Origin of the sequence: Bacillus sp. ISL-51 (assembly GCF_018613535.1) — a bacterium.
In the GTDB taxonomy this organism is placed as follows: Bacteria; Bacillota; Bacilli; order Bacillales; family Bacillaceae; genus Bacillus.
Genome location: NZ_JAGGQB010000009.1, coordinates 130,124 through 154,739 on the forward strand (window position 1 = coordinate 130,124; position 24,616 = coordinate 154,739).

26 protein-coding genes and 1 pseudogene are annotated in these 24,616 nt (G+C 41.0%); 12 read left to right on the forward strand and 15 right to left on the reverse strand.

Annotation, left to right across the window (positions count from 1 at the left end; translation table 11 throughout):
• Positions 1-17: 17 nt before the first annotated feature.
• Both J7E26_RS13705 and J7E26_RS13710 read right to left on the reverse strand, forming a co-directional pair.
• Positions 18-953 carry a YybS family protein gene (locus J7E26_RS13705; protein WP_214800281.1) on the reverse strand — a complete coding sequence of 312 codons (936 nt, stop codon included), beginning with the start codon at positions 951-953 and terminating at the stop codon, positions 18-20.
• 244 nt (positions 954-1,197) lie between these two features.
• Positions 1,198-1,350, reverse strand: coding sequence for a hypothetical protein (locus J7E26_RS13710; RefSeq protein WP_214800282.1), 153 nt, complete (start codon positions 1,348-1,350; stop codon positions 1,198-1,200).
• A 130-nt stretch (positions 1,351-1,480) separates the two neighbouring features.
• Between J7E26_RS13710 and J7E26_RS13715 the strand changes: the two genes are divergently transcribed.
• The gene (locus J7E26_RS13715) at positions 1,481-1,966 is read left to right on the forward strand and encodes a spore coat protein (protein ID WP_214800283.1); all 486 of its coding nucleotides are present in this window, start codon (positions 1,481-1,483) and stop codon (positions 1,964-1,966) included.
• A gap of 37 nt (positions 1,967-2,003) precedes the next feature.
• Here the strand turns inward: J7E26_RS13715 and J7E26_RS13720 are convergent, their stop codons facing one another.
• Positions 2,004-2,375, reverse strand: a complete 372-nt coding sequence (locus J7E26_RS13720; RefSeq protein WP_214800284.1) for a winged helix-turn-helix transcriptional regulator — start codon at positions 2,373-2,375, stop codon at positions 2,004-2,006.
• Positions 2,376-2,583: 208 nt separating this feature from the next.
• Between J7E26_RS13720 and J7E26_RS13725 the strand changes: the two genes are divergently transcribed.
• A complete protein-coding gene (locus J7E26_RS13725; RefSeq protein WP_214800285.1) occupies positions 2,584-3,513 on the forward strand; it encodes a manganese-dependent inorganic pyrophosphatase in 930 nt (309 codons plus the stop codon).
• 121 nt (positions 3,514-3,634) lie between these two features.
• Here the strand turns inward: J7E26_RS13725 and J7E26_RS13730 are convergent, their stop codons facing one another.
• Positions 3,635-3,916 (reverse strand): VOC family protein, encoded by a 282-nt coding sequence (locus J7E26_RS13730; protein ID WP_214800286.1) that lies wholly within the window; start codon positions 3,914-3,916, stop codon positions 3,635-3,637.
• Between the two features lie 241 nt (positions 3,917-4,157).
• On the opposite strand from J7E26_RS13730, the gene J7E26_RS13735 reads away from it, so the two are divergent.
• The 4 genes from J7E26_RS13735 (at position 4,158) to J7E26_RS13750 (ending at position 9,205) form a co-directional block, all read left to right on the forward strand.
• Complete coding sequence (locus tag J7E26_RS13735; protein ID WP_311379507.1) at positions 4,158-5,072, forward strand: DMT family transporter; 915 nt, start codon at positions 4,158-4,160, stop codon at positions 5,070-5,072.
• 345 nt (positions 5,073-5,417) lie between these two features.
• On the forward strand, positions 5,418-6,836 hold the full coding sequence (locus J7E26_RS13740) for a glycoside hydrolase family 68 protein (protein WP_214800287.1): 1,419 nt from the start codon (positions 5,418-5,420) through the stop codon (positions 6,834-6,836).
• Between the two features lie 74 nt (positions 6,837-6,910).
• Complete coding sequence (locus J7E26_RS13745; protein ID WP_214800288.1) at positions 6,911-8,455, forward strand: glycoside hydrolase family 32 protein; 1,545 nt, start codon at positions 6,911-6,913, stop codon at positions 8,453-8,455.
• 87 nt (positions 8,456-8,542) lie between these two features.
• On the forward strand, positions 8,543-9,205 hold the full coding sequence (locus J7E26_RS13750; protein WP_214800289.1) for a GntR family transcriptional regulator: 663 nt from the start codon (positions 8,543-8,545) through the stop codon (positions 9,203-9,205).
• 423 nt (positions 9,206-9,628) lie between these two features.
• Here J7E26_RS13750 and J7E26_RS13755 read toward each other — a convergent pair whose 3' ends face one another.
• Positions 9,629-10,144, reverse strand: a complete 516-nt coding sequence (locus J7E26_RS13755) for a DinB family protein (protein ID WP_214800290.1) — start codon at positions 10,142-10,144, stop codon at positions 9,629-9,631.
• 485 nt (positions 10,145-10,629) lie between these two features.
• Between J7E26_RS13755 and J7E26_RS13760 the strand changes: the two genes are divergently transcribed.
• Positions 10,630-11,505: a LysR family transcriptional regulator gene (locus J7E26_RS13760; protein WP_214800291.1), complete on the forward strand. Its 876-nt coding sequence runs from the start codon at positions 10,630-10,632 to the stop codon at positions 11,503-11,505.
• Between the two features lie 128 nt (positions 11,506-11,633).
• Here J7E26_RS13760 and J7E26_RS13765 read toward each other — a convergent pair whose 3' ends face one another.
• A complete protein-coding gene (locus J7E26_RS13765) occupies positions 11,634-12,512 on the reverse strand; it encodes a LysR family transcriptional regulator (RefSeq protein ID WP_214800292.1) in 879 nt (292 codons plus the stop codon).
• A 125-nt stretch (positions 12,513-12,637) separates the two neighbouring features.
• On the opposite strand from J7E26_RS13765, the gene J7E26_RS13770 reads away from it, so the two are divergent.
• Positions 12,638-13,216 (forward strand): LysE family translocator, encoded by a 579-nt coding sequence (locus tag J7E26_RS13770; RefSeq protein WP_214800293.1) that lies wholly within the window; start codon positions 12,638-12,640, stop codon positions 13,214-13,216.
• An 80-nt stretch (positions 13,217-13,296) separates the two neighbouring features.
• Here J7E26_RS13770 and J7E26_RS13775 read toward each other — a convergent pair whose 3' ends face one another.
• Genes J7E26_RS13775 through J7E26_RS13785 form a run of 3 tightly spaced genes read right to left on the reverse strand, consistent with a single transcriptional unit; the run spans position 13,297 to position 14,808 of the window.
• Entirely contained in the window at positions 13,297-13,656 is a 360-nt protein-coding gene (locus J7E26_RS13775) for a DUF1304 domain-containing protein (protein WP_214800294.1), read from the reverse strand.
• 36 nt (positions 13,657-13,692) lie between these two features.
• Positions 13,693-14,331 carry a nitroreductase family protein gene (locus tag J7E26_RS13780; RefSeq protein WP_214800295.1) on the reverse strand — a complete coding sequence of 213 codons (639 nt, stop codon included), beginning with the start codon at positions 14,329-14,331 and terminating at the stop codon, positions 13,693-13,695.
• A gap of 15 nt (positions 14,332-14,346) precedes the next feature.
• Complete coding sequence (locus J7E26_RS13785; protein WP_251034545.1) at positions 14,347-14,808, reverse strand: MarR family winged helix-turn-helix transcriptional regulator; 462 nt, start codon at positions 14,806-14,808, stop codon at positions 14,347-14,349.
• A 209-nt stretch (positions 14,809-15,017) separates the two neighbouring features.
• On the opposite strand from J7E26_RS13785, the gene J7E26_RS13790 reads away from it, so the two are divergent.
• Positions 15,018-15,920, forward strand: a complete 903-nt coding sequence (locus tag J7E26_RS13790) for an alpha/beta hydrolase family protein (protein WP_214800297.1) — start codon at positions 15,018-15,020, stop codon at positions 15,918-15,920.
• Positions 15,921-15,981: 61 nt separating this feature from the next.
• Here J7E26_RS13790 and J7E26_RS13795 read toward each other — a convergent pair whose 3' ends face one another.
• Positions 15,982-16,860, reverse strand: a complete 879-nt coding sequence (locus tag J7E26_RS13795) for a YitT family protein (RefSeq protein WP_214800298.1) — start codon at positions 16,858-16,860, stop codon at positions 15,982-15,984.
• 431 nt (positions 16,861-17,291) lie between these two features.
• Here J7E26_RS13795 and J7E26_RS13800 point away from each other — a divergent pair.
• Positions 17,292-17,546: pseudogene (locus tag J7E26_RS13800) on the forward strand (HD domain-containing protein); the annotation flags it as partial.
• A gap of 244 nt (positions 17,547-17,790) precedes the next feature.
• Complete coding sequence (locus tag J7E26_RS13805; RefSeq protein ID WP_214800299.1) at positions 17,791-18,129, forward strand: MmcQ/YjbR family DNA-binding protein; 339 nt, start codon at positions 17,791-17,793, stop codon at positions 18,127-18,129.
• 116 nt (positions 18,130-18,245) lie between these two features.
• Here the strand turns inward: J7E26_RS13805 and J7E26_RS13810 are convergent, their stop codons facing one another.
• The 3 genes from J7E26_RS13810 to emrC all read right to left on the reverse strand — a co-directional run bounded on the left by J7E26_RS13810 (position 18,246) and on the right by emrC (position 22,625).
• A complete protein-coding gene (locus J7E26_RS13810; RefSeq protein ID WP_214800300.1) occupies positions 18,246-18,671 on the reverse strand; it encodes a MaoC family dehydratase in 426 nt (141 codons plus the stop codon).
• 547 nt (positions 18,672-19,218) lie between these two features.
• Positions 19,219-21,819, reverse strand: coding sequence for a phosphoenolpyruvate synthase (ppsA, locus tag J7E26_RS13815; RefSeq protein WP_214813565.1), 2,601 nt, complete (start codon positions 21,817-21,819; stop codon positions 19,219-19,221).
• Between the two features lie 428 nt (positions 21,820-22,247).
• Positions 22,248-22,625 carry a DMT family transporter gene (emrC, locus tag J7E26_RS13820; RefSeq protein WP_214800302.1) on the reverse strand — a complete coding sequence of 126 codons (378 nt, stop codon included), beginning with the start codon at positions 22,623-22,625 and terminating at the stop codon, positions 22,248-22,250.
• 259 nt (positions 22,626-22,884) lie between these two features.
• On the opposite strand from emrC, the gene J7E26_RS13825 reads away from it, so the two are divergent.
• On the forward strand, positions 22,885-23,046 hold the full coding sequence (locus J7E26_RS13825) for a DUF255 domain-containing protein (protein ID WP_214985284.1): 162 nt from the start codon (positions 22,885-22,887) through the stop codon (positions 23,044-23,046).
• Between the two features lie 73 nt (positions 23,047-23,119).
• Here J7E26_RS13825 and arsC read toward each other — a convergent pair whose 3' ends face one another.
• Together arsC and acr3 are read right to left on the reverse strand one after the other, a co-directional pair.
• Entirely contained in the window at positions 23,120-23,542 is a 423-nt protein-coding gene (gene arsC / locus J7E26_RS13830) for an arsenate reductase (thioredoxin) (protein ID WP_214800303.1), read from the reverse strand.
• A 14-nt stretch (positions 23,543-23,556) separates the two neighbouring features.
• Positions 23,557-24,597: an ACR3 family arsenite efflux transporter gene (acr3, locus tag J7E26_RS13835; protein WP_214800304.1), complete on the reverse strand. Its 1,041-nt coding sequence runs from the start codon at positions 24,595-24,597 to the stop codon at positions 23,557-23,559.
• Between the last annotated feature and the right edge of the window lie 19 nt (positions 24,598-24,616).

A 24,616-nucleotide genomic window follows, 5' to 3' on the forward strand; every position in this document is an offset into this window, starting at 1 on the left:
CCACCTGTAAGTCACACTCAATTTCGCGTCACCTTATTTCTTATGTTAAAGCCTATGTCTATAATGCCTAAGAGGAGATACACTGACATAATGACCGGAAAGAGTAAACCGATAACAATCGCAATCACCGGAACCGCCTTCGGCATCTTCATCTCATGGCAATAGAAGAAAATAAACGCTAACCCTTGAATACAAATCAGCAAGCTGAGAATAAATCCCCCATTTAATGAAACGGAATACAGCATATGGCCTTTTTCCAAAGGCAGAAATCCTAATATCATCACAATAAAATACAAAATCACAACACTTTGCGGGAATTTCAGCTCTCTAAAAGGCTTGATATTCGGAAGATCAGGGGAGAATCGCCTTAAGAGCGGCCGTGCGATAAAATAACTGAGGAAAGAAAAGACAACGCCTGCCATCACGATGGCTGTCGGAAAAAGATATTGAACAGTGCCCAACTGCTTTTCCATCAGCTCCAATTGCTCTCCCATCTGGCCTTCATAACCCATTTGTTTTACCATGGATTCTGTCAGAGACAGTGACTGCCGAAGCTGAATCATTGTTTGATCAATCACATTCATATTAAAAACCAGTATGCTGATCACAAAATAAGCGACGATACAGAGCACATAAGCAATAGCTCCGCCCGCCACCGCGTATCCGGGCTGTTTCTTCTTAAAAAAATACCCCATCGCGATTCCAGCACACGCTGCCATAAATGCCCCGGCAAGACCATTGAACGAACTGACAATAAACACAACAGGAAGACTGACAATACTCATCCACATTCCCAGCTTCAGTCCGTGCCGAATGGTGTAGAGAATGATTGGCAGCGGTAAAGCAAAGAAAAGAGCCACTCCTAATAAAGGGATGTATACAATCAAAAGCGAAATGATTGCAAAAATACTGATTAAAATAGCGCCTTCCATTAAAGCCCTTGTATTTTTCACTTACTCACCTCAAACCTCGTATCGCTCACAACATACGAATAGAAAAGAGCAGCTTAGACGACTGCTCTTTTGACGCCGCAACGTTTCTTATAAGACCTGATTTTTCCATAAACTCTCTAAAATACACGTTTATATTTTAACATAAGTCGAAATCGCAAGTAAAATCAGCACAAATAAGCGCAATGTTCCATGTGAAACATCTGAACAGACAAACGGACATTCCAGTGAAAGAATGCCCGTTGTATCAGTTATCCTGATCATCCATGAAACCAGAGGTATCTCGATTTTTCTTTTTCGTTTTCCGTACATATAACAATACAATAATGACGAGTAAAAGAGTGGTTGCCTGTAACACCCCGCTGCTGAAAAGGAAAAAGTTCTTTATCATGTCCCACATATCATTTCACCTCTATTTCGTTTTTCCTTTACAATGAATTTCCCTTTCTGAAAACTTCAAAACATCATGAACAACATTGGCTCCGGGGCATATGCTGATATTGAAAATGATTGATAAAGGAGATTCTTACATGACTGAGCGGAGAACATTGGCATGGCATGAAACGTTAGAGATGCATGAGTTGGTCGCTTTTCAGGCAAACGGACTTGTGAAGTTAAAAAGAACGGAACGCGAAGTAAGCGATGCCAGGTTAAAACAGCTTTACCGATTTTCCATCCAATCGCTTGAACAAAATTTGAGAGAGCTTCTCCCGTTTTTCCCGGAGGCTCCCGGCTTTCGTGAAGATGAAACCGAGGAACGCGCCGATTCCTCTTTTTACAGCGGCGGCCTGCTGAGTATGGCCAAGACGTCTGTACGCAGTTATGCTTGGGCCATTACAGAGACAGCCACACCGCAATTGAGAAATGTCTTCGTCAAACATTTAAACGCGGCCATAAAGTGGCACCAAATGGTCTTTGATTATATGGAAGAACACAGCCAATACCCGGCATACAATCTCAGTGAATTGCTGAGAAACGATGTCAGAAATGCGAGAAAAGCTATTGCTATGAAATAAAATGAAGCAGCAAGGAAACGTATTCCTTTGCTGCTTCTTATTTTTGGGCGGATTGATTCTGAGGGACCGTTTTTTTCCGATACGATTCGAGACTCTCTCTGTTGGCGTCTCCCCATTTTTTCATTTGCAGCACGATCGGCTCAAGCGACCTGCCAAACTCGGTAAGCGAATATTCCACCTTTGGGGGCACTTGCTGATACACCTCACGATGCACGATGCCGTCCGCTTCAAGCTCCCGAAGCTGAAGCGTAAGCATACGCTGCGTAATGCTGGGGCAGATGCGCCGAAATTCATTAAATCGCTTTTTTCCGCCGATCATATGATAAAACAAAATCCCTTTCCATTTCCCGCCGATCACGGAAAGCGTCAATTCAACCGGACATCCTTCTTTATTCGGATAAATGTTCATCTCTCATCCTCCATAGTACCTTTTTTGATACTATATGCTGTTTAGCATCTGACTTACCCAGTATTTTACTCGCATCACCCTGTTCCTCACAACAAAAATGCTCCTTTTTCACATCAAATTTTAAGGTTTTGAAGATTACACCTTCCGCAAGACGTGTTAAACTATAAAAAGAATGTTTACACTACTTTAAAAAGGACAAGGAGTTATTATGGAAAAAATTCTTATTTTCGGACATCAAAACCCAGACACTGATACCATTTGCTCTGCCATTGCCTATGCAAACCTCAAAAACAAGCTCGGCGTAAACGCTGAACCGGTCAGACTCGGCCAAGTAAATGAAGAAACGAAATACGCGCTTGATTACTTCAAGCAAGAAAGCCCTCGCCTTGTCGAAACAGCGGCAAACGAAGTAAACGGCGTTATTCTCGTTGACCATAATGAACGCCAGCAAAGCATCAAGGACATCGAAGACGTTCAAGTGCTTGAAGTGATCGACCATCACCGAATCGCGAACTTCGAAACGAGCGAGCCGCTTTACTACAGAGCGGAACCGGTCGGCTGTACGGCTACAATCCTTAACAAAATGTTCAAAGAGCATAACGTAACGATCGAAAAAGAAATCGCAGGACTTATGCTGTCAGCGATCATTTCTGATTCTCTATTGTTCAAATCCCCGACCTGCACTGACCAAGATGTCGCAGCTGCAAAAGAACTTGCTGCCATTGCCGGCGTTGATGCGGAGGAGTACGGCTTAAACATGCTGAAAGCAGGCGCTGACTTAAGCAAAAAAACAGTGGAAGAACTGATTTCTCTTGATGCGAAAGAATTCACACTCGGCAGCAAAAAAGTCGAAATCGCTCAAGTTAACACAGTGGATATTGAAGACGTGAGAAAGCGCCAGCCGGAATTAGAAGCAGCTCTTTCAAAAGTAATCGCTGAAAAGAGCCTTGACCTGTTCCTTCTTGTGATTACAGATATCCTGGAAAACGATTCACTCGCGCTTGCCCTCGGTGATCAAGCGTCAAAAGTGGAAAAAGCGTTCAACGTCACTTTAGAAAACAACACAGCTCTGTTAAAAGGCGTTGTTTCCAGAAAGAAACAAGTTGTTCCTGTCTTAACAGATGCGATTGCAGAATAAATGACAGACACCCCGGCTATCCCGCTGGGGTGTTTTTTTGTGTATCCTTCGTATGATGAGCCGGTCACTTCGTCAATCACATCATGAAACGTTTACTCATGATCCACTCTCATTGAGAACGTCAGCACGTACCTTTCAAAACCAGTTCCCGGGCGTTCCAAGGCCGGATAACAGGTCCTTCTATGACGTTGGCTCCGGCATTCTTCACAAACGCATCCACGTCATCTGCAGCAAACTGAAGAATCACTCTCTCCTCTTGGGAAGCACCGTGAGTGTCACCAAGCACTAGCACCAGATCCTGATATTTCTTCCTTCTTATGTGAGCCATTACGACATTCCCATCATCGTCCGTCAGCTCAGAAACAGCCGCAAAATGAAGAACCTTTCTATGCCATTGAATCAATTTTTTCACATCCTAACTGTCAGCTTGGCAAACATAGGCATCGGATAAGCTTCCATATGCCTCACTCCTTTCTGAAGATGAATCAAGTGCAGGCTATAACGCAGCGTCAGATTCAACAAGAAGCTGAAGCTCAAAATCATTTTGACTGCGTGTGAAATGTGATATATAATATATCACATGAAAGGGCGGATTTTCATAATCTGTAAATACAGCCGCCGCAACACGATGTACGGGGGATTTTATATTGGAAAAAAACGCAGCTATTTCTTACTCACGAACAACGGGAATTGTGCTGGTGCTTACCGGGGCTATATTATGGGGCGTTTCGGGAACGGTCGCCCAGTATCTATTTCAGCACCATCATTTTAATACAGAGTGGTTAACCTCAGTGCGTTTATTGATGTCAGGCATATTGCTGCTGGGGATTGCTTACCGAAAAGAAAAACGGCGCATCTGGTCTGTCTGGAAGGACAAACGAGACGGATTTTCTCTTCTCTTATTCGGTATTTTCGGTATGCTAGGCGTTCAATACACCTATTTTGCGGCTATTCAGCACGGGAATGCGGCCACCGCTACCGTCCTTCAATATTTAGGACCTGCCATTATCACTTGTTTTTTAGCGCTTCATTCAAAAAGGCTTCCTTCAGGAAAAGAGCTGCTCGCTGTTTTGCTGGCCGTTTTAGGCACATTTATCCTTGTGACACACGGTAATGTCCGCAGCCTGTCCATGTCCGGCTGGGCAATCTTTTGGGGTATCAGCTCGGCTTTTGCACTGGCATTCTATACATTGCAGCCACACCGGCTTCTGAAGAAATGGGGATCAGCTATCGTAGTCGGATGGGGCATGCTGATCGGCGGAATCGCGCTCAGCTTTGTCCGCCAGCCGTGGAATTTTGAAGGTCAATGGTCACTGTCCGCTTATGCAGCCATAGTGTTTATTATCATTTTTGGAACACTCATCGCTTTCTATTGCTACCTGGAAAGCCTGAAATATTTGAGCGCCTCTGAAACCAGCCTGCTCGCCTGTGCAGAGCCGCTGTCCGCAGCCTTTTTAGCGGTCATATGGCTGCACGTGCCCTTTGGATTATCGGAGTGGCTTGGGACACTGCTGATTTTAGGTACAATCGCTTTATTATCCATAAAGAAGCAAAAATGACCTCTCTTGTTTAGAGAGGCTTTTGTCGCGTAATCAAAAACCAATAGTCTCATTGACCCATATATTACAAGGGCTTTTTTCATTTCCTATCAATGCAAAAGAGGTAAATAGACCAGTTGTCATCCGAATCAGAGTCTAATAGAATGAGTTCGAAAAGCAAATAATGCAGGATTGTTACTGATTAAGCAGGCAAGACCTAAAATGTGTTAAGGGCAAAGTGTATTCTTTGGCGTCACCCCTTACATATTTTAGGTCTTTTTTTGTGTAACTGACCTGTCATCTAAGAAAGCAGGAGGGCTGGAAAAGCAGATCGCCAAAACGGTACATGAAAAGGAGACATGAATGATGAACATCAAAAAAATTGTAAAACAAGCAACAGTTCTAACCTTTACGACTGCACTGCTGGCAGGGGGCGCTACTCAAACCTTTGCGAAAGAAAATAACCAAAAAGCATACAAAGAAACGTACGGCGTATCTCATATTACACGCCATGATATGCTGAAAATCCCTGAACAGCAAAAAAGCGATAAATATCAAGTGCCTCAATTTGATCAATCAACGATTAAAAATATTTCTTCCGCAAAAGGCTTGGATGTCTGGGATAGCTGGCCGCTGCAAAACGCTGACGGAACAGTCGCTGAATACAACGGATACCACATCGTATTTGCTCTTGCCGGCAGTCCGAAAGACGCTGATGACACATCGATCTACATGTTTTATCAAAAGGTCGGAGACAACTCGATTGACGGCTGGAAAAATGCGGGCCGCGTCTTTAAAGACAGCGATAAATTCGATGCAAATGATTCGATCCTAAAAGACCAGACGCAAGAATGGTCAGGATCTGCAACATTTACATCCGACGGTAAAATCCGTTTATTCTACACTGACTTTTCCGGTAAAAATTACGGTAAACAAAGTCTGACAACGGCGCAGGTAAATGTATCAAAATCCGATGACACGCTCAATATCAACGGAGTGGAAGATCATAAAACGATTTTTGACGGCGACGGCAAAACATATCAGAACGTTCAGCAGTTTATCGACGAAGGGAATTATACATCCGGCGACAACCATACGCTGAGAGACCCTCACTATGTCGAAGACAAAGGCCATAAATACCTTGTATTCGAAGCCAACACGGGAACAGAAGACGGATACCAAGGCGAAGAGTCTTTATTTAACAAAGCATACTATGGCGGCAGCACAAACTTCTTCCGCAAGGAAAGTCAGAAGCTTCAGCAGAGCGCTAAAAAACGTGATGCTGAATTAGCGAACGGCGCACTCGGCATCGTTGAATTAAACGACGACTACACACTGAAAAAAGTGATGAAGCCGCTGATTACTTCTAATACGGTAACAGATGAAATCGAACGCGCGAATGTCTTCAAAATGCACGGCAAATGGTATTTGTTCACTGATTCACGAGGATCAAAAATGACAATCGACGGCATTACATCAAACGACATTTATATGCTGGGTTATGTATCTAATTCCTTAACGGGTCCATACAAACCGCTGAACAAAACAGGCCTTGTGCTGAAAATGGATCTTGATCCTAACGACGTGACCTTTACTTACTCTCACTTTGCAGTACCTCAAGCAAAAGGAAATAATGTCGTCATCACAAGCTACATGACAAACAGAGGCTTCTTTGCAGACAAGCAGGCAACATTTGCGCCAAGCTTCTTAATGAATATTAAAGGAAAGAAAACGTCTGTTGTTAAAAACAGCATTCTTGAACAAGGACAGCTGACGGTCAACTAATAATAAAGAAAAAAGAAAATGCCGATACTCCATTGGCATTTTCTTTTATTTCTCAACAAAGCGGTGAATGAATAATGGCACGAAAATGGTCCATAACAGCACTTGTGTTTTTGGGGGCATTCTTGCTTGTCGGCTTACTGCCGCACAAAGGCAATCACCCTTCAAAAACAAAACCAACGCAAGAGACGGACTACCGGGCGGCATACCATTTTACAACCCCGGACAAATGGAAAAACGATCCCCAAAAACCGATTTTTTTTGAGGGGAAATATCATTACTACTATCTTTATAACCGAGATTACCCGGACGGAAACGGCACAGAATGGCGGCATGCCGTATCAGAGGACTTGGTACACTGGACAGATGAAGGTGTAGCCATTCCTAAATATACAAATAAAAACGGCGACATTTGGTCCGGTTCTGTCGTCATTGATAAAGACAACACGGCCGGTTTCGGCAAAAACACGCTTGTGGCAATTGTGACGCAGCCCTCCGCAAAAACCAAAAGCCAGGAGCAATATTTATGGTACAGCACGGATAAAGGAAAAACATTTACATCCTATAGTGATCAGCCGATTATGAAAAATCCGGGCACAAAGGATTTCCGGGACCCGAAAGTCATTTGGGATGAAAAGGACGGAAAATGGGTGATGGCCATGGCTGAAGGCGAGAAGATCGGCTTTTATGAATCTCCCGATTTAAAGGATTGGCATTATACAGGCGGCTTTGTTACACAGGAGATCGGCCTTGTTGAATGCCCCGACCTTTATATGATGCGGGCAGATGACGGGACGTACAAGTGGATTCTCGGCGCGAGCGCAAACGGCAAACCGCAGGGCAAACCGAATACGTACGCCTATTGGACCGGAAACTTTGACGGAAAAGAATTTGCTGCTGATCAATCCGAACCGCAATGGCTGGATGACGGCTTTGACTGGTACGGCGGGGTCACATTCGAAGACGGCAAAAGCACAGATCCATTAACAAAACGGTATGCGCTGGCATGGATGAACAATTGGGATTATCCAAATGAGACGCCGACCGAAAAGAACGGCTTTAACGGCACAGACTCCATCGTCCGTGAAATCCGCCTTCAGCACCAGGACGGCGGCTCATACAGCCTCATCTCAGAGCCCGTTGAAGCATTGAGTCAATTAACCTCTTCTACTGACAAAATAGAAGACATGACGGTGAACGGCTCTGAAACATTGCAAATTAAAGGCACCGCGTATCAGCTGGAGATGGATATGGCTTGGTCAGATATCAAAAACGCGGGCGTAAGACTCAGAGAATCGGAAGACCAAAAGCGGCACATTGACGTCGGTATTTCAGCGGAAGACGGCTATGCTTATGTCAACAGAGCGTTTACAGATCAGCCCGACAAAAGCGGGACATACGCCGAAAGCAAAGCTCCCTTTGATGAAAACAAACGGCGCGTACATCTGAAAATCCTCGTGGACAAAACAAGCATTGAAGTCTTTGCGGACGATGGAAAAACCGTTTTCACAAATGAAGTCTTTCCGAAATCCGAGGACCAAAGAATCACCCTCTTTTCTGAAGGCGGTTCCGCCGAGTTTCAGAATATTGAGGTGAAGCACTTCGGCTCGATTCATTCTTAGACATCACCTCTCATTTCTTAACAGCCTTTGGACTGTGGTAAAATGCAAGTAATATATGCAGTATATTACGATTCATGAGGTGTTCAATTGAGTAATCCAAAAAAAGAACCTGTGTTAAAAAGAACCATTATGCGGGACGAAGTGTACCATACACTCAGAAATTGGATCATATCGGGCAAGCTTAAGCCAGAAACGAAGTTAAAGGACAAGGAATTGTCGGAAACATTGGGAATCAGCCGCACTCCGATACGGGAAGCCTTATTGCGATTGGAAGATGACGGATTGGTCATAACAAAAGCAAACAGATGGACGCTGGTGGCTCCAATTGAATTAAAAGAAGCGGAAAACATCTATTCCATTGTCTGGACACTCGAAAGACTTGCTTTGCAAAAGGCCCTCTCGCATATGACCGCCGCAGTTATCCAAGAACTGAAACAGCTTAATGAAAATCTGCTTCAAACATTGAAAGAAGGCGATAAATTAGCCATTCTCGAAGCAGATAACGCTTTTCATCATTACATCACCCTGCAGGCGGACAACCCTGAGCTTCACAAACTGCTTGTGAGCCTGAAAGTGAAAATACAAAGAATGGAAATTCGTTATTTCAGCGAAGATGATGCGTTGACCAGATCGTATAACGAGCACTCAAACATCATCAGCGCGATCGAAAAACAAGATGCCGATGCTGCTCTAGAAGCAATTGAAGCGAATTGGAAAAACAGTTTAAAGCGTCTGCAAGAGATGTCTTAAAAATGTGCAAAAAAGCCAAATCACTCATATGATTTGGCTTTTTTGCTGCTTATAATGACTCAGTTAACGCTGAAATAGGAATCATCATGATTTCGCAAGCGTTTATCACAGAACCGCGGGAGTTCCCCACACTCCGATTTTTACTAGGGCTGGCCATGGCAGGGCTGAACCGTCCATCAATAACCTCGTTAAAAAAATAACGCCTGAGGCCCTCACAGGCAGAGTGTTCGGCTTTACGATCTGCGGGGTATCTCGGCGTATTTACGGGCTCAATGTTAGGCGGGCAGGCGGCCGCTTATTAAGGAATCAAATATTGTATTTCTCATCACCAGCGCATTGCTGCTGAATGCGCTGTGGGTTTATGTAAAAGTGTATAAACCGCTTCGGATAAAAGAAAAAAGACAGTCGTCATGACTGTCTTTCTTACTCTTCCTTTGTTTTTACATATAAATAAACGCCGTAATCTGTCGGAACAGAAGCATAGCCCGCCTGTCGGAGCATCGCTGTTATATTGCCGCGGTGATACGTTCCGTGGTTCACAACATGGAGTACCATATCGGACACGGCGGTCTTCATGATGTCACCGGAAGGATGTTCTATCACAAGAGGCTGATTGATATTATCATCCTGCTGAAGGAACGATTTGTATCGGGCTGATAATTCCAAAAACATCGCTTCCATCTCTTCTATATCCTTGGACATGATTTCCTCTTTTCGCTCTTCCGCTGACCTCAGCGTATCCTCCGGACGTTTGCCTGAAAACACGTCAATCCACCATAAATCTGACAGATATACATGAGCCAGTACACCGGCTATCGATGGAAACACACTTTCAACCTCTTGATGATACACATCATTTGGAAGCTCTTTGAGCCGACTGAAGATTTGTTTATTTGCCCAGATATGATAGTCATACAGCTGTAATGCGAGATGCCCCACATAACCCTCCCCTTCCTATTAAACAAACGCATGTTCCCTTACTATACCACGTTACTTCCTGCTTTGTACGGTTTTCTCCATTTTAACTGAGAAAGCCCTGATGCTTTATTCGATTCGCCTCTTCTTATTATCGAATGTTCTGCTTTCAAAAGCATATTGACGTGAAGTTAACTCCATCTATTAGGCTTTATAAGCAGAAAGGATACTCTGATAACCATCTTGAAGATGTAAATTTACGATTGAAATGAGGTTCAACTTGATAGCCATTCGTTACTATGAAAGATCGTTTGATGCCTGCATCGCAAAGAAAAGAAAGGGTTACTTCGTTAACGTTAAAAGCCGGAGTCCCTTTTTGAATATATGTCATCTGGTTCTCAACCATCCATCTTTTTTGCAAAATATAACACCGATCCCTTATGATGTATAATGCATTATATAAATATTTATAATGCCTATGAGTTATACGAAAGAAAGAGGTGATGTTCTTGGAGTGGGAACAGCTTGAATATTTTCAGACACTTGCGCAAACCGAGCATGTAACGAAAGCCGCACAGCTTTTATCAATATCGCAGCCTGCCCTTTCCCGTTCTATTGCCCGATTAGAGAATCACTTAGGAGCTCCGCTTTTTGATCGGCAAGGCCGTTCGATTAAGTTAAACAAGTACGGGAATATGTTTTTAAGGCGGGTTCAAGCTATGATGAAAGAGTTTAGTGATGGGAAAGAGGAAATTCAGGCACTTTTACAGCCGAATCAAGGAGAAGTATCGCTCGGATTTTTACATACACTTGGGACGGCCCTGGTTCCGGATGTCATCAAAACATTTCAGCAAAAATACCCCGGAATTGACATTACATTAAGACAAAATCATTCTTATTGGCTTCTTGATCAGCTTAAAGAAGGCGAACTGGACCTCTGTCTCCTCGCATCCATCAAACCTGAAAAGTCTATTCGATGGGTACAATTATGGAGCGAAGAACTCTTTTTATATGTACCAAAAGGGCACCGACTGGCCAATTATGAAAGTATCACATTAAATGAAATCGCAGAGGAGCCTTTTATTTTATTGAAAAAGGGCTATGCACTTCGAATCACGATAGATGAACTGTTTGATCAGGCAGGAATTCACCCGAACATTATGTTTGAAAGCGAAGAGGCTGCAACCGCAGCCGGTTTCACAGCCTCTGGTCTCGGTATTTCTATCCTGCCTGATTTAAAAGGCCTGGATCAAAGCAACCTCTCAAAAATACGTATCAGCTGGCCAACATGCCAGCGCATCATTGGTGTTGCTTGGATAGAAGGTAGATTTTTGTCACCTGTTGCTGAAAAATTCAAGCAGCATGTTATCGAACATTTTAGCTGATGGCACCGCCTCACAATACGATAAATGACGAATCTTGATAGACAAACAAGCCGATGCTCGTTAGCATCGGCTTTATAAAGAATCTCATTTTCAGTATTTACAAAATATACCCATAAACTATCACGACCTTACATGTCACCAAACGACTCAAGAACAAGTGACACAAAAGCTTCTGCTGCCGGCAGCTGCCATTTTTTCTTTTTCACTAACATATGAGAATAAAGCCGATCGAAGCTCTCAGATTGATGAAGGATTTTCAGTTTACCTGCCTCCACTTCTTCTTTCACCGTTACATAGGGTAAAACAGAAAAACCGAGTCCGCTCATAACCGTTTGTTTTATTGCTTCTATACTCCATAATTCCATTGTTTGCAGATTATGGATGTCGTGCTTCACAAGATATTTTTCAAACATTGACCGATAGCTGCAGCCTTCTTCATTTGTAATAAAAAAATGCTTATTGTTTTGTTTATAGTCGTCAAAATGGTCAGGTGCATCACTGCCGGCCACAAGGACGATTTTCTCCTCCCGTAAGGAGTAATGAATGCATTTTTCTATTTGTATCTCCGGATAAACCATAAATGCAATATCCACACGCCCGCTTAATAATTCCACCTGATTCTGTCCGCATGTTCCGTTGCTTAATATAATGTTGACGTTAGGATACTTCAAGGAATATTCCCGGATAATCGGTCCCAGTCTGGAGATTGTTAAAGACTCTGGTGCCGCAACTTTTAGGACTCCCTTGACCTCGTGAATGCTTTGCATATTCTTGATCTTGTCATGGGTCGAAAGTAAATCTTCAGCTAAAGGTATCAATTCTCCCCCTAAAGGAGTCAGCTTCAAATTCCTTTTTTCATACGTAAATAATGCTCCCCCGATTTCCTGTTCAAGCGCTTGAATATGAGTGGTAATCGTCGATTGCGTATAACCTAACTTCGCAGCTGCTCCTGTATAGCTTCCCTTATCTACAATAGCCTGGAATGTGATAAGATGTCTGATCTCCATATTATTTCTCCTCTAAGAAGTATCGAAAAAATTAATAATGCTTTTTTATATTTCAATTTTATTTATATTTGTCCTTATCATACAATAAAAACTGCCCGAAAACATTAGTAAGTGAAGGTGATTCAATGAGTATCATAGCTTTTCTTTCATATGTCATAATGACATCCGTTACACCCGGTCCAAGCAATATCTTAATGATGAATGAAGCGCGAAGGGCAGGATTTATCGGTTCATGGCGTTTTAATAGCGGCATCCTGTCAGGGTTTGCAGTGCTTGGCATTCTCAGCGGTATGTTTACAATGAATGTATACAATTGGATCCCCGTTGTGGAGCCATACTTTAAAATAGCTGGTGCAGTTTATCTGCTCTATTTGGCATGGCAAGTCTGTTTACCAAAAAAAGCAGAGGGGGATTCTGAAGGAACGCGCTCATCTTTTCTATCAGGATTTATACTTCAAATGATCAATATTAAGAGCATTTTATTCTTTTTAACATTGATGAGCGTTTTTATATTACCATTTCATCATGCGCTCAAATCGATCATGTTTTATCTCATATTAGCCATTATTCTGGGCTGGTCGGCTTTACTGCTGTGGGCAGGGTTCGGTTCTGTTTTTAAAAATCTCTTCGAGAAACGCGATAAAGCCTTTCGAATTGTGATGTGTTTGCTGCTCATCTATTCAGCGGTGAGTATTTTTCTGTAAACGTGAAAATAAAAAAAGAGGGCTTCCCTTTTAGAAGCCCTCCTCAACTATGATCTTTTACGATATGTCTACATCACCAATTAAAGGAAAACCAGAGCCAAAATAGCCGGAAGACCTTGTTTCACAATAATTGATTTATTGGATGTAAATCCACCGAAAATGGCTGCTGTGACCACACAAATGATGAAAAACAATTGAATCATATGGCCAATCGGAGCAGCTCCGAGGATAAGCCCCCAAATGAGTCCGGCAGCTAGAAATCCATTATACAGTCCCTGATTTGCAAACATGACGGCTACATTCGGGTCTCCTTCTAAATGCTTCGGCAATTTAAAAGACCGTTTTGCTGCCTTTGAATTGATAAAAAACATTTCAAGTATCATAATAAATACATGCTCCAAAGCAACAACTCCGACTAAAACAGCTGCAACGATTTCCACCGGCTCTCTCCTTTCGGTCTCCTCACCTTAGAAAATTTATTTCCATTGCGCGATTTTTTCAACAGGGAGACGGTAGGAAGCATATCCTTCGTCTGCCGCTTTTCCGATCGACAGAAGCATAACCGGTACATAACGCTCTTTTTCCAGCCCGAAGACGTCAGCGATGTTTTCTTTGTCATAGCCGCCGATCGGGTTTGTATCGTAGCCGTGCGCGCGCGCCGTAAGCATCAGCTGCATGGAAACGAGACCCCCATCGATCAGGATTGTCTCACGGTTCACTTGAGCCGGAAGTTTTTCAAAATGTGCAGTCAGCGCAGTTATTTGTCTGTCTTTTACTTCCTGCGGCATGTAGCCCAGTTCTACCGCTTTTGAATAAATTTCTTCTAAATAGTCAGCATTGTTCATATCTGCAAATACTGCGATAACGGCAGATGATGTGCTGACTTGTGTTTGATTAAAGCTGGCGAGCTTCGCTAGTTTTTCTTTGCCTTCCGGGCTGTCGATGACCAGAAAACGCCATGGCTGCGCATTGACTGAAGAAGGTGCTGTAGTTGCTTCCTCCAGTATTTCAGTCATCTCTTCTTTGCTGATTTTAACCGTTGGATCATAGTTCCGAATGGAACGTCGTCCTTTCATAATCTCCATAAAATCATTCGTTTTTAATGCAGTTTCCATGTGTAAAACACTCCTCTATGACTTAATATTTTCTATATTTTTTTGCATCTGTGACAGTACATTTTTCAACATACTTCGTTCTTCTGTACTGATACCTTCCAGCATTTCCTTTATGAAACGCTCCTTTTCTTTTTTGGAAGACTCGATTCTCTCCCGTCCCTGCCCGGTCAGGCGGACAAGTATGATACGGTTGTCCTCAGGCTTCCGTCTTCTTGCTACCATTCCCTTAGCTTCAAGCTGTTTCAAGTGCCTTGTGACGGCTGCGCCATCGATATTGACCTTTTTTTGAAGATCGCTTTGACTGATTTCCTCAACGTGAAAGAGCACTGCGAGCAGCTCAAGGCGAGATTGACTGATACCGGTGCATGCTTCAAATTTCGTACCAATCACCTTATGCAAACATTGCAGCTGATATAAAATCTCAGCTTCTTGTGAACAACATGTTGTCAAAACCCATCCCCACTTTCTTACGCGCAATTAATTGACTAGTCAATGTTTGATATATCAACAATATACACCCAGCTTTATTTTTTGGCAAGTATTTTTATTTCATTCGTGTTTTTATTTCCATTCCGCTCATAAATATAGTGACAAATTTTAGATCAGTGAGTTCAAGAATAAAATGGTATATTACTTATCATAACGGGTTGGTATCATTGAGGTAGATTTTCCAATGGGAGAAGGAGATGAAGGAATTGAAAAATAGAGAAAATGCGCAGTTCTCTGCAGGTTTTCAGTTTATGCATATAAAAAATGATCACGATGAGATCACTATTCCAACGATGATGATGTATCCTGCACACCCTGAAGAAAAAGCAAATCAAATAGGGCCTTATCAGTTAAAAATAGCGAAAGATGTTCCTCTTGCGAATGGAACATTTCCGCTGGTAATCATTTCTCACGGTGACGGAAGCACACCGTTTGCTTATCGAACCATCGCTCAATTTCTTGCACGTAATGGATTCATAGCAGTCATACCTCAACATCCTTTTAATAATCGGGAAGATAATACCTTATCAGGGACTGAGGAAAATCTAAGGAACCGCCCTCAGCAGATATACACAGTGATAGACTGGCTAGTAAAGAAGAGCAGCTATTCGTCATTTATTAAATCAAATGCCATTTGCCTGATCGGCCATTCAATGGGGGGATATACTGCACTGGCGATAGCAGGGGGAGTTCCCACATCTTTTCCGCATGAATCATCAGACCATAAGCCTCACGCGTTACGTATTGTACATGATGACCGTGTTCAATCAATCATCCTTTTAGCTCCGGCAGCCGGATGGTTCAGAGAAAAAGGAGCGCTGCAGAAAGCAGATATTCCTATCTTAATGATAACAGGAGAAAAGGATACCATCACCCCATCTTTTCATGCTGAGTTTGTATTAAAAGGAATCTCCGATCAGAATAAAATTCACCATAAAGTTGTGAAAAACGGGGGACATTTCTCATTCCTCAGCCCCTTTCCCGATCATATGCAAAATGAGGCATTTCCTCCTTCACAAGATCCGGTTGGGTTTAATCGGGAGGAGTATCATAAAGAATTACAAGCAGATATCCTGGATTTCTTACACCGTACTCTTTAAAAGATAAAGAGTCACCGTTTAAAACGGTAACTCTCATTTTAATTATAAGTTGTGTTTTTTTCTAATGATTATTAAGTTTTCTAAAATTACTGCCCTTCACTTCAGCTACGTCATATACGGTAACAAAGGCATGTTTATCAATATCATTAATAATTTCCTTTAGTTTGGTTTCTTCTAAACGGTTGATGACACATGTGATTTCTTTAAATTTCTCGTTGGAAAAACCGCCGTAAGCTTCTTTATAGGTGGCGCCTCGGCCTAATTCATCACGTATTGTCTCAACCATTAATTCAGGCTGTGTTGTAATGATTTGAAAGGTTTTAGAACCGCTTAACCCTTCCTCAACAACATGAATGACTTTGGACGCAATGTAGTAAGCAATAACTGAAAGCAACGCCCCTTGTAAGCCGAATACAACAGAAACAAAAATAAACACAAAAATGTTTAGAAATAGAATGAGGTCGCTCGTTCCAAACGGTAATTTTCGGGATAGCAGCACGGCAAGCATATCAATTCCATCTAATGCGCCGCCATTGCGCAATGCCAGCCCCATTCCCAATCCAAGAATAATCCCGCCCACAACGGTTATTAACAAAGTATCGCCCTCTATGATAGCTGGAGTGTGGTGAAAAAAACTTGTACCGGCGGCGAGTGATGCGATTCCGATAATTGATAATAACGCAAAGCTTTTCCCAATTTGCTTATATCCTAACCAGACAAACGGAATGTTTATCGCTGCGATTAAGATCCCTAGCGGCAAATGAAATAGTTGTGAACCGACAATGCTAAGACCGGTCACCCCTCCGTCAGATACACTGTTTGGAATCAATACTGTTTCTAACCCATATGCCGCTATAATCCCGCCGATAATGACCATGATGACTTGTACGATCTTTTTCACTTTGAATTTCTTGTGTTTTTGCTTTTCGATTGAATTCATATCATTCCTCGTTTCAAATATTTTGTCTTATTTAAATATACCATAATAGATATTTTCAGTTAAAAACATGCTTTTATTTAGATAAGTTTTTTCTCACACTCTGATATTGGATTTTAGGACATGCTGTATAAAAGGATTGGAACCGAGGAATTGCAGATCTTAAAGATAAGTTAACCATTTATGGCTTTGAACATTCAAATTGACCTGATGAGTCAGTTAAGACCTATGTCTCTCTGCAAAAGGAGGAAAACACTTTTGAATCTCTTGAATTGCCAACAATCAAAACCTCTGGGGAGAACAAAACGCGGAAATAAGTCCGTTCCGGTCAGCAATCGGCTATTCGACCTGTCACTGGCGGCGTAGTTGTCAGATTACCCAAAGGCTTAGACCATCAAGTTAGTGCAATTAATGCATAAAGGAGTGTAGAGTAAATGAAGATAATAGATAATATTTATGATGATTATTTAATAGATGACATTCTTGAAGAACTTATTTTCAGTAATCCAGTACAAAGACTAAAAGGTGTTTACCAAGGAGGAGCAAGTTATTTTGTTAATGAAAAGTGGAATGTAACAAGGTATAAACATTCCATAGGCGTAATGCTCCTAATAAAAAAACTTGGCGGTTCTTTAGAAAAACAAATCGCAGGATTACTTCACGATGTATCGCATACTGCATTTTCACACTATAAACAATAAAGTTCAACACAGCCAAATGGGAAAGGGAAGAAGAAGAGTGATACATATTAGTCATATATAATATGTATCATATCACCTTTATTTTTTTGCATTAGATCTTGATAACAATCGTCTGCTCTTTTTTTCATTATGTAATTTTCAAATCCACAATCCCATAATTTACAGCTTCTTTGAATCATTGACTCATTTGTCTTTATCATTAATTGTTTATAAAAATGGAGGCGGCCTATTTATGACTAAGGATGAAATAATCGATTACTGTCTGACTTATCCAGACACCTATAAAGACTATCCTTTTGGTGAAGGGTGGACAGCGATGCGTCACAATGGTAATAAAAAGTTGTTTGCGCTTATCTTTAATCTTAATGGTCATCTATGCGTCAACCTTAAATGCGAACCTGAGCATGCCAATTTTCTGCGTGGCATTTTTAAAGAGGTAAAGCCCGGGTATCATATGAATAAAGATCACTGGAATACCATTATTTTAGATGGTAACCTCTCGAAAGAGGCCCTTGAGGATATGGTGCAGCATAGCTTCAAATTGACAGAGCCAAAGAAGTCACATCGCTGACATCTATTTCAAAACGATAAACTAAAGGTATTAATGGACGATCTCCAGTGACTTATCATAGTACAGAATAAATTAAACAGGAACTCTATTAAGTTCCTGTTTATTTATCGAAATGTTTATCGTTTAATTAATACTGATAACTCACCTTCAAATACTTTTTCCTCTTTATGATTATAAGTAGATAACGATACAGTAAGTATCCCCGTTTGACTTTTATTTGGTTTTTTATCAATAACCTTTACAATAGTGCTCAGTTTATCATTGGGATATACGGGTGCTAGGAATTTTATATTATTCATTCCTGTTCCGGCAATAATATCGTCTTCATGACACCCTTCTTCAATCCAGAGCTTAAAAGTAATAGCTAACGTTTGTATTCCAGAAGCAATGATTCCATTAAATTTGCCTCTTTTTGCTTTCTCTTCATCTAAATGCATGTATTGCGGGTCATATTCTTCTGCAAAATTCATTACATTCTCTTTAGTTAATTCAAAAAATTTAGTTTGAAAAACCTGTCCAACAGTAAATTCATCTAACTTCACAAATACACCTCCGTGAATACAATCTTCATAACCTATCCCACATCACATTTTAACATACCCTAAGGAAGCCCCTTTGCTTTGAAGCACGTTCGCAAAAAGAACCAACAATTAAAAGCTGATATATTAGAAAAACGTTTAAAAGATCTATGGAATCCTCTTTTTAATCTTTCGTTTATATTTTTATTATCAACGAGGAACCACTACACCCTTTTAATTATGACTTTTTGTCCGATAATGGAAATTTCGATCTCAGAGGTATTAGCTTTGTGAATGAGATTTATTGCCCATGATCATTTCATGCAGCTTTAATGGTAAAAGGATCCATTTTGGCAAAAGATTAATCAAAATGGATTCTTATCGCAGATTTATGTTTCGGTTTTATAAAAAGGTTAATCATTTTCTGCCTGTATCGCTGTACAATTGCGCTTTTTAACAGAAAACTAGGGTTCAATGTCTTAACAGACTTCATATCGGCCTTCAGTTATTGCCCCTTAAATGTCCTAGTGACAGGGTTCTTCCCATAACCGCAAAGCACTGATGTCATGAATTATAGTATTTCTATATACCCTTCTGTTCCATTCACCCTGATCCTTTGTCCATCCTTGATCAGCTTCGTAGCATTCTCCACACCTACAACTGCCGGTAAGCCATATTCACGTGCGATCACTGCTCCATGGGTCATCAGACCGCCAACTTCGGTGATTAGACCTTTTATGGATACAAACAATGGTGTCCAGCTAGGGTCAGTAAAGGAGGTGACTAATATATCTCCATCTTCCAGAACAGCATCTTCCATGTTTAAGATGACACGCGCTCGTCCCTCTATCACTCCGGAAGAAACAGGCAGCCCTGCAATAGCTTCGGTTGGGAGATTTTCTCGTTTGTACTCACCTGCAATGATTTCACCGTCTGACGTGATCACACGCGGCGGAGTTAGTTTTTCATATAATTTGTACTCGTCTTTTCGTTTGCTGATGATCTGGTAATCCAGTTTATTTGTGCGTACGGCTTCGTGAAGTTCTTCAAAAGTGAGATAGAATATATCTTCTCTGTCATGAATAACGCCCGCTTGAACGAGTTGTTCAGCTTCTTTCAGCAAAGCCTGCTTATAAACGAAGTAGCGATTCACCATACCGTATTTTGGATATTCCCGATAGCCTATGAAATCCCGGACCATGTCGATCATTCGTTTTGTTTCTTTAGCCTTTTGTTCACCATCCGGTAATTGCTTCAATCGGTCTAATAACTCTTGTTCTTTTTTCAAAGCTTCCTGGCGCCCTTGCTCAAATTTCCGCCGGCTGGCATTAGGCGTAAAGTTTTTGATATTACCAAGAATCATCGGGACAAGTGTAATCGGTTTTTCGCTCCAACGAGTTCTCGTAATATCGATTTCCCCGGCACATCTCATTCCGTATTTGTTGAGATAAGCATTGATAGCGTTTTGGGTTTCCTGTCCGCCATCAAATGTAACCAGCTCATCCAAAAAGGCATCATCTTTTACATGTTGTAAATACTCAATTACTTCTGGATAAGGACGAATCACATCTGCGACATCCAATAGCGCCAGACCCATTTCCGAAGTAATATTGTTTGGTACAGATTGAGAAAACGTATCTGCTGCGTTTTTTTCACCTAACCACTTGTTCATTTTTTCATTGATCCATAATGAGGCATCCATAGCAACCCGAATCACGCCCGAACTTTGCGGGTTAAATAAAATCTTCTTTAATTCCTGGATATCTTCTAGGATAAAATCAATTAAATCGGCTCCTGATTTCGTTTGGATGTTTTGTTTTAACTCTTCAATGGATGTTTGACTACGTTTAATCAAATCAGAAACGATTGATGGATTGTTTTCAATTTGTGCCGGTATATCTGTATTGCCTCTAGCGGGACTCGGTGCTTTATTATCATTTGGCAACGATGTTATAAAATCTCCTCGCTCAATGATGTTCATAAGTGCGCCTTTCATGAGCGGATCGTGTTGTCCCATGGCATTTAATAAAATGTTTCTACCGACAGGTGAAGCCAGTTGTTGTGTGACATCAACAAACAACCTTCCGCCGGCTTTACACATGGGTGCATTAGTTGTTAACAGGAATAAAGACAATCCCAATGGTTTCATGGGGTCGGTCATCATTTGTTGATGACCGACAGATACATAGACGTGATTTTCTTGATCATTTGCTTCAGGAATGGGGTATAAAGTCGTGATTGGCCGACTTTGGACAATATAAAATGTATCATCAGCCAAACACCATTCGATATCTTGCGGACAGCCAAAATGTGCCTCAAGCTTTCTGCCAATCCCTTCAAGCTCTAACACTTGCTCTTCTGACAGGGTCGATAGATTCTGCTGATCCGGCTCAATTTTCTTTTCCTCCGTTCCGCCTTCTTTTCGTGCATATACAGCCAACTTTTTGCCAGAAATCTTCTTCTCCACAATCCTGCCTTCCCACACTTGATAATTGTCCGCAGACACTAAGCCAGAGACAAGCGCCTCACCCAGTCCAAAGCTGGCATCGATCGACAGCACTTTGCGGTTTGAGGTAACTGGATCAGCTGTAAACAGTATTCCGGAAGCTTGCGGAAAAATCATCCTTTGAATAACAACAGACAGATAAACCTTGCGATGATCAAATCCGTTTTTCATTCGATAAATCACAGCACGGTCAGTAAATAGTGAAGCCCAGCACTTACTAATATGTTGTAAAATTGCATCTTTCCCTTTGATGTTTAGATAGGTATCCTGTTGACCGGCAAAGGAGGCAAATGGAAGATCCTCAGCTGTAGCACTTGAACGAACGGCATATGCATGCTCGAAGCCAAAAACTAAGAGACATCGATCGATCTCTTCTTCGATCCCCTTTTCGATTCCGATCCCCTCAATCAGCTTACGAATCTGCCTGCTAATTTCACTGATTTTTTCTCGTTCGTCCACTTTTTGATCTTCCAGTTGGTCCAGTAATTGATGGAACTCCTCATTTTTCCCAATGACTCTTTTATATGCATCAGTGGTAACACAAAATCCTTCTGGCACAAGTATTCCTTCAATCCTCGAACATTCGCCCAAATTCATCCCTTTGCCGCCGACCGCCATTTGTCTCGTTTTATCGATCTCCCGAAACTCTAGTACGTATGGTTTCATTTCTTTCCCTCCCATTTATCGCTCAATACCAAACGAATCCTGACCACTCGTTCTTGCTCCATGTTCACATCAAAACACTCCCTTTTTTTAAAAATAGGGGTTGACTGAAAAGGATTTTATGTTGTATAATTAAAATAGGGATAATATACACAAAAATACACTATTAGTGTATCTATATCAATTTATCACAGTTTTTCTTTTTTATCAATGTTTTTCATGACCATAATTGTTGCGAATTCAAAGGAAGAAAAACCACAAATGACTCACAAAACTTCGTCTGATACCGGTGTAACAGCCGGTATTTTCTTTTTATAAAAAAGACATTACTGTCATTGTCCCCTTTAGGCGGCATGTTCGCAAAAGCACTTAACAAAATAAAAAGTGAGGTTTTATACACCTCACTATCAAACCTATAAAACTTCGCTGCCTCAATCACTTTCATTGTTTGTTGTTTGGCTTGCGTTTTCAACATTATCTGCTTCGCCGTGACCAGGTCCAAAAAGATTTAAAACTACTACTCCTGCAAGAATTAAAGCAATCCCTGTAACACTGGCAACGTTAATTTTTTCTTTCCAAATCAAAATTGAAATTATTGTGGTAGCAATAATCCCTATTCCAGACCAAAGTGCATAGGCGGTATTCAATGGTATGGTCTTCATTGCAAGTGACAAGAAGAAAAAGGAGCCTATAAAAGCAATAATTGTACCAATCGTAGGGTAAAGTTTTGAGAAACCTTCAGCTGCCTTAAGCATAGAAGAACCAATAAGTTCACCTGAAATCGCGAGTACTAAATATAAATATGCCATTGTTACTTCTCTCCCCTGTATTAAATAATCAACGCATAAAACCTTTATAGAACCTCTATAGATTTTCTTCACTATTTCTTTATTCATTCCAACTTTACAAGAAACAGCAAATGTTTATAAGTCTTTATTTTGCAAAAATTTTGTGCGCAAAAGGCTGGCAATCCTAAGACGCAATTAGCAGATAAAACCTAATCTATAACTAAACTCCATTATGGCAACGTAAAATAAAAACAAATAAAAAGTGAAAGAAGGTGATCCTATGCCAAACAACAATAAACCCAATAGATTAAACGCTGAGGAGTCTCCATATTTACTTCAGCAAGCCCATAACACGGTAAACTGGCACCCCTGGGAAGAAGAAGCCTGTTCAGGTCAGTATCGGCTATTCGACTTGTCACTGGTGGCATGTTTGTTAGAGTAACCATCAAAAATTCACATCTTCTTTATGTTGATAAAAATAATAGCCGGGAGGTTTCCCCACGGCTATTAAAATTCTATTCACCTGTTTCAGCAAATCGTTTTATGCGTTCTCCAATTTCATCACGGACTCGTTGGAAGGTGTTCCATTTTTGCTTTTCGGTTCCTTTTGCTTTTGCAGGATCATCAAAACCCCAATGGTCTCTTTTAACATGTGGTGGAGTCATGGGGCATTTATCTGCCGCATCACCGCATAATGTGACGACAAAATCAGCATTGTTTAGAATGTTAGGATTAATAATATCCGATGTTTGATTAGATACATCAATACCTATTTCCTTCATAGCTTTAACAGCATTAGGATTTAATCCATGTGCTTCTATTCCAGCGCTGTAAACTTCCCACACATCATCCAAATGCCGTTTAGCCCATCCTTCAGCCATCTGGCTTCGGCAAGAGTTTCCTGTACAAAGGAAGTAAATAATTTTTTTATTCTTCATATATGATTCTCCCTTTACATGGAGTGATTTTGAAAATATTTTCGTTGAAACCACAAAGCAACATTAACAAGTGCAATCATAACAGGTACTTCTACAAGCGGACCAATTACGGCGGCAAATGCTGCACCTGAATGAATTCCAAATACACCCACAGCTACAGCAATCGCTAATTCAAAGTTGTTGCTTCCTGCTGTAAAAGCTAATGTAGTGGTGACAGCGTAGTTTGCTCCAATTTTCTTTCCTAAAAAGAAGGAAACAAAGAACATTAAAACAAAGTAAATCAATAATGGAATCGCAACTCGAATAACATCTAACGGCAAGCTGACGATTACATCACCTTTCAAAGAAAACATGACGATAATTGTAAATAGCAAAGCAATTAATGTAATTGGACTAATTTTAGGAATGAACACTCTTTCATACCATTCTTTTCCCTTCACTTTTACAAAAATATAACGTGTCAGCATTCCTGCAATAAAAGGAACTCCAAGGTAAATGAATACAGATTTTGCGGTTTCCGACATCGTTATATTAACGATAGCTCCTTCAATTCCTAACCATTGTGGAATAACCGTCACAAATACATAAGCATAAATTGAAAAGAAAAGCATTTGGAAGATTGAATTAAAAGCAACTAATCCTGCCGCATATTCCGTATCACCTTTTGATAAGTCATTCCAAACAATAACCATCGCAATACAGCGAGCTAATCCAATCATAATAAGTCCAATCATATACTCCGGTTTATCTGGCAAAAAGATGATAGCCAAAACAAACATCAGAATCGGCCCGATAATCCAGTTTTGCACTAATGACAAAATTAACACTTTAATATCTTTAAATACCCGCCCAATTTCTTCATAACGAACTTTTGCTAAAGGAGGATACATCATTAGTATTAAACCAATAGCTAAAGGAATGGATGTAGTTCCGACTTGTAACTTGTTTAATCCACCGACAAACCCCGGAAATATAAAACCTAATCCTATTCCTAATGCCATCGCCAGAAAAATCCAGAGGGTTAAATAGCGATCTAACAAAGATAAACGTTTCATCACTTAATCCTCACCTTTC

Excerpts from the sequence above, each read along its gene's own strand:
- J7E26_RS13710 (WP_214800282.1), bottom strand. The coding sequence starts at position 1,350 with ATGTGGGACATGATAAAGAACTTTTTCCTTTTCAGCAGCGGGGTGTTA.
- J7E26_RS13715 (WP_214800283.1), top strand. The coding sequence starts at position 1,481 with ATGACTGAGCGGAGAACATTGGCATGGCATGAAACGTTAGAGATGCAT.
- J7E26_RS13720 (WP_214800284.1), bottom strand. The coding sequence starts at position 2,375 with ATGAACATTTATCCGAATAAAGAAGGATGTCCGGTTGAATTGACGCTT.
- J7E26_RS13725 (WP_214800285.1), top strand. The coding sequence starts at position 2,584 with ATGGAAAAAATTCTTATTTTCGGACATCAAAACCCAGACACTGATACC.
- J7E26_RS13740 (WP_214800287.1), top strand. The coding sequence starts at position 5,418 with ATGAACATCAAAAAAATTGTAAAACAAGCAACAGTTCTAACCTTTACG.
- J7E26_RS13745 (WP_214800288.1), top strand. The coding sequence starts at position 6,911 with ATGGCACGAAAATGGTCCATAACAGCACTTGTGTTTTTGGGGGCATTC.
- J7E26_RS13765 (WP_214800292.1), bottom strand. The coding sequence starts at position 12,512 with ATGGAGATCAGACATCTTATCACATTCCAGGCTATTGTAGATAAGGGA.
- J7E26_RS13770 (WP_214800293.1), top strand. The coding sequence starts at position 12,638 with ATGAGTATCATAGCTTTTCTTTCATATGTCATAATGACATCCGTTACA.
- J7E26_RS13780 (WP_214800295.1), bottom strand. The coding sequence starts at position 14,331 with ATGGAAACTGCATTAAAAACGAATGATTTTATGGAGATTATGAAAGGA.
- J7E26_RS13790 (WP_214800297.1), top strand. The coding sequence starts at position 15,018 with ATGAAGGAATTGAAAAATAGAGAAAATGCGCAGTTCTCTGCAGGTTTT.
- J7E26_RS13795 (WP_214800298.1), bottom strand. The coding sequence starts at position 16,860 with ATGAATTCAATCGAAAAGCAAAAACACAAGAAATTCAAAGTGAAAAAG.
- J7E26_RS13805 (WP_214800299.1), top strand. The coding sequence starts at position 17,791 with ATGACTAAGGATGAAATAATCGATTACTGTCTGACTTATCCAGACACC.
- ppsA (WP_214813565.1), bottom strand. The coding sequence starts at position 21,819 with ATGAAACCATACGTACTAGAGTTTCGGGAGATCGATAAAACGAGACAA.
- emrC (WP_214800302.1), bottom strand. The coding sequence starts at position 22,625 with ATGGCATATTTATATTTAGTACTCGCGATTTCAGGTGAACTTATTGGT.
- J7E26_RS13825 (WP_214985284.1), top strand. The coding sequence starts at position 22,885 with ATGCCAAACAACAATAAACCCAATAGATTAAACGCTGAGGAGTCTCCA.
- arsC (WP_214800303.1), bottom strand. The coding sequence starts at position 23,542 with ATGAAGAATAAAAAAATTATTTACTTCCTTTGTACAGGAAACTCTTGC.
- acr3 (WP_214800304.1), bottom strand. The coding sequence starts at position 24,597 with ATGAAACGTTTATCTTTGTTAGATCGCTATTTAACCCTCTGGATTTTT.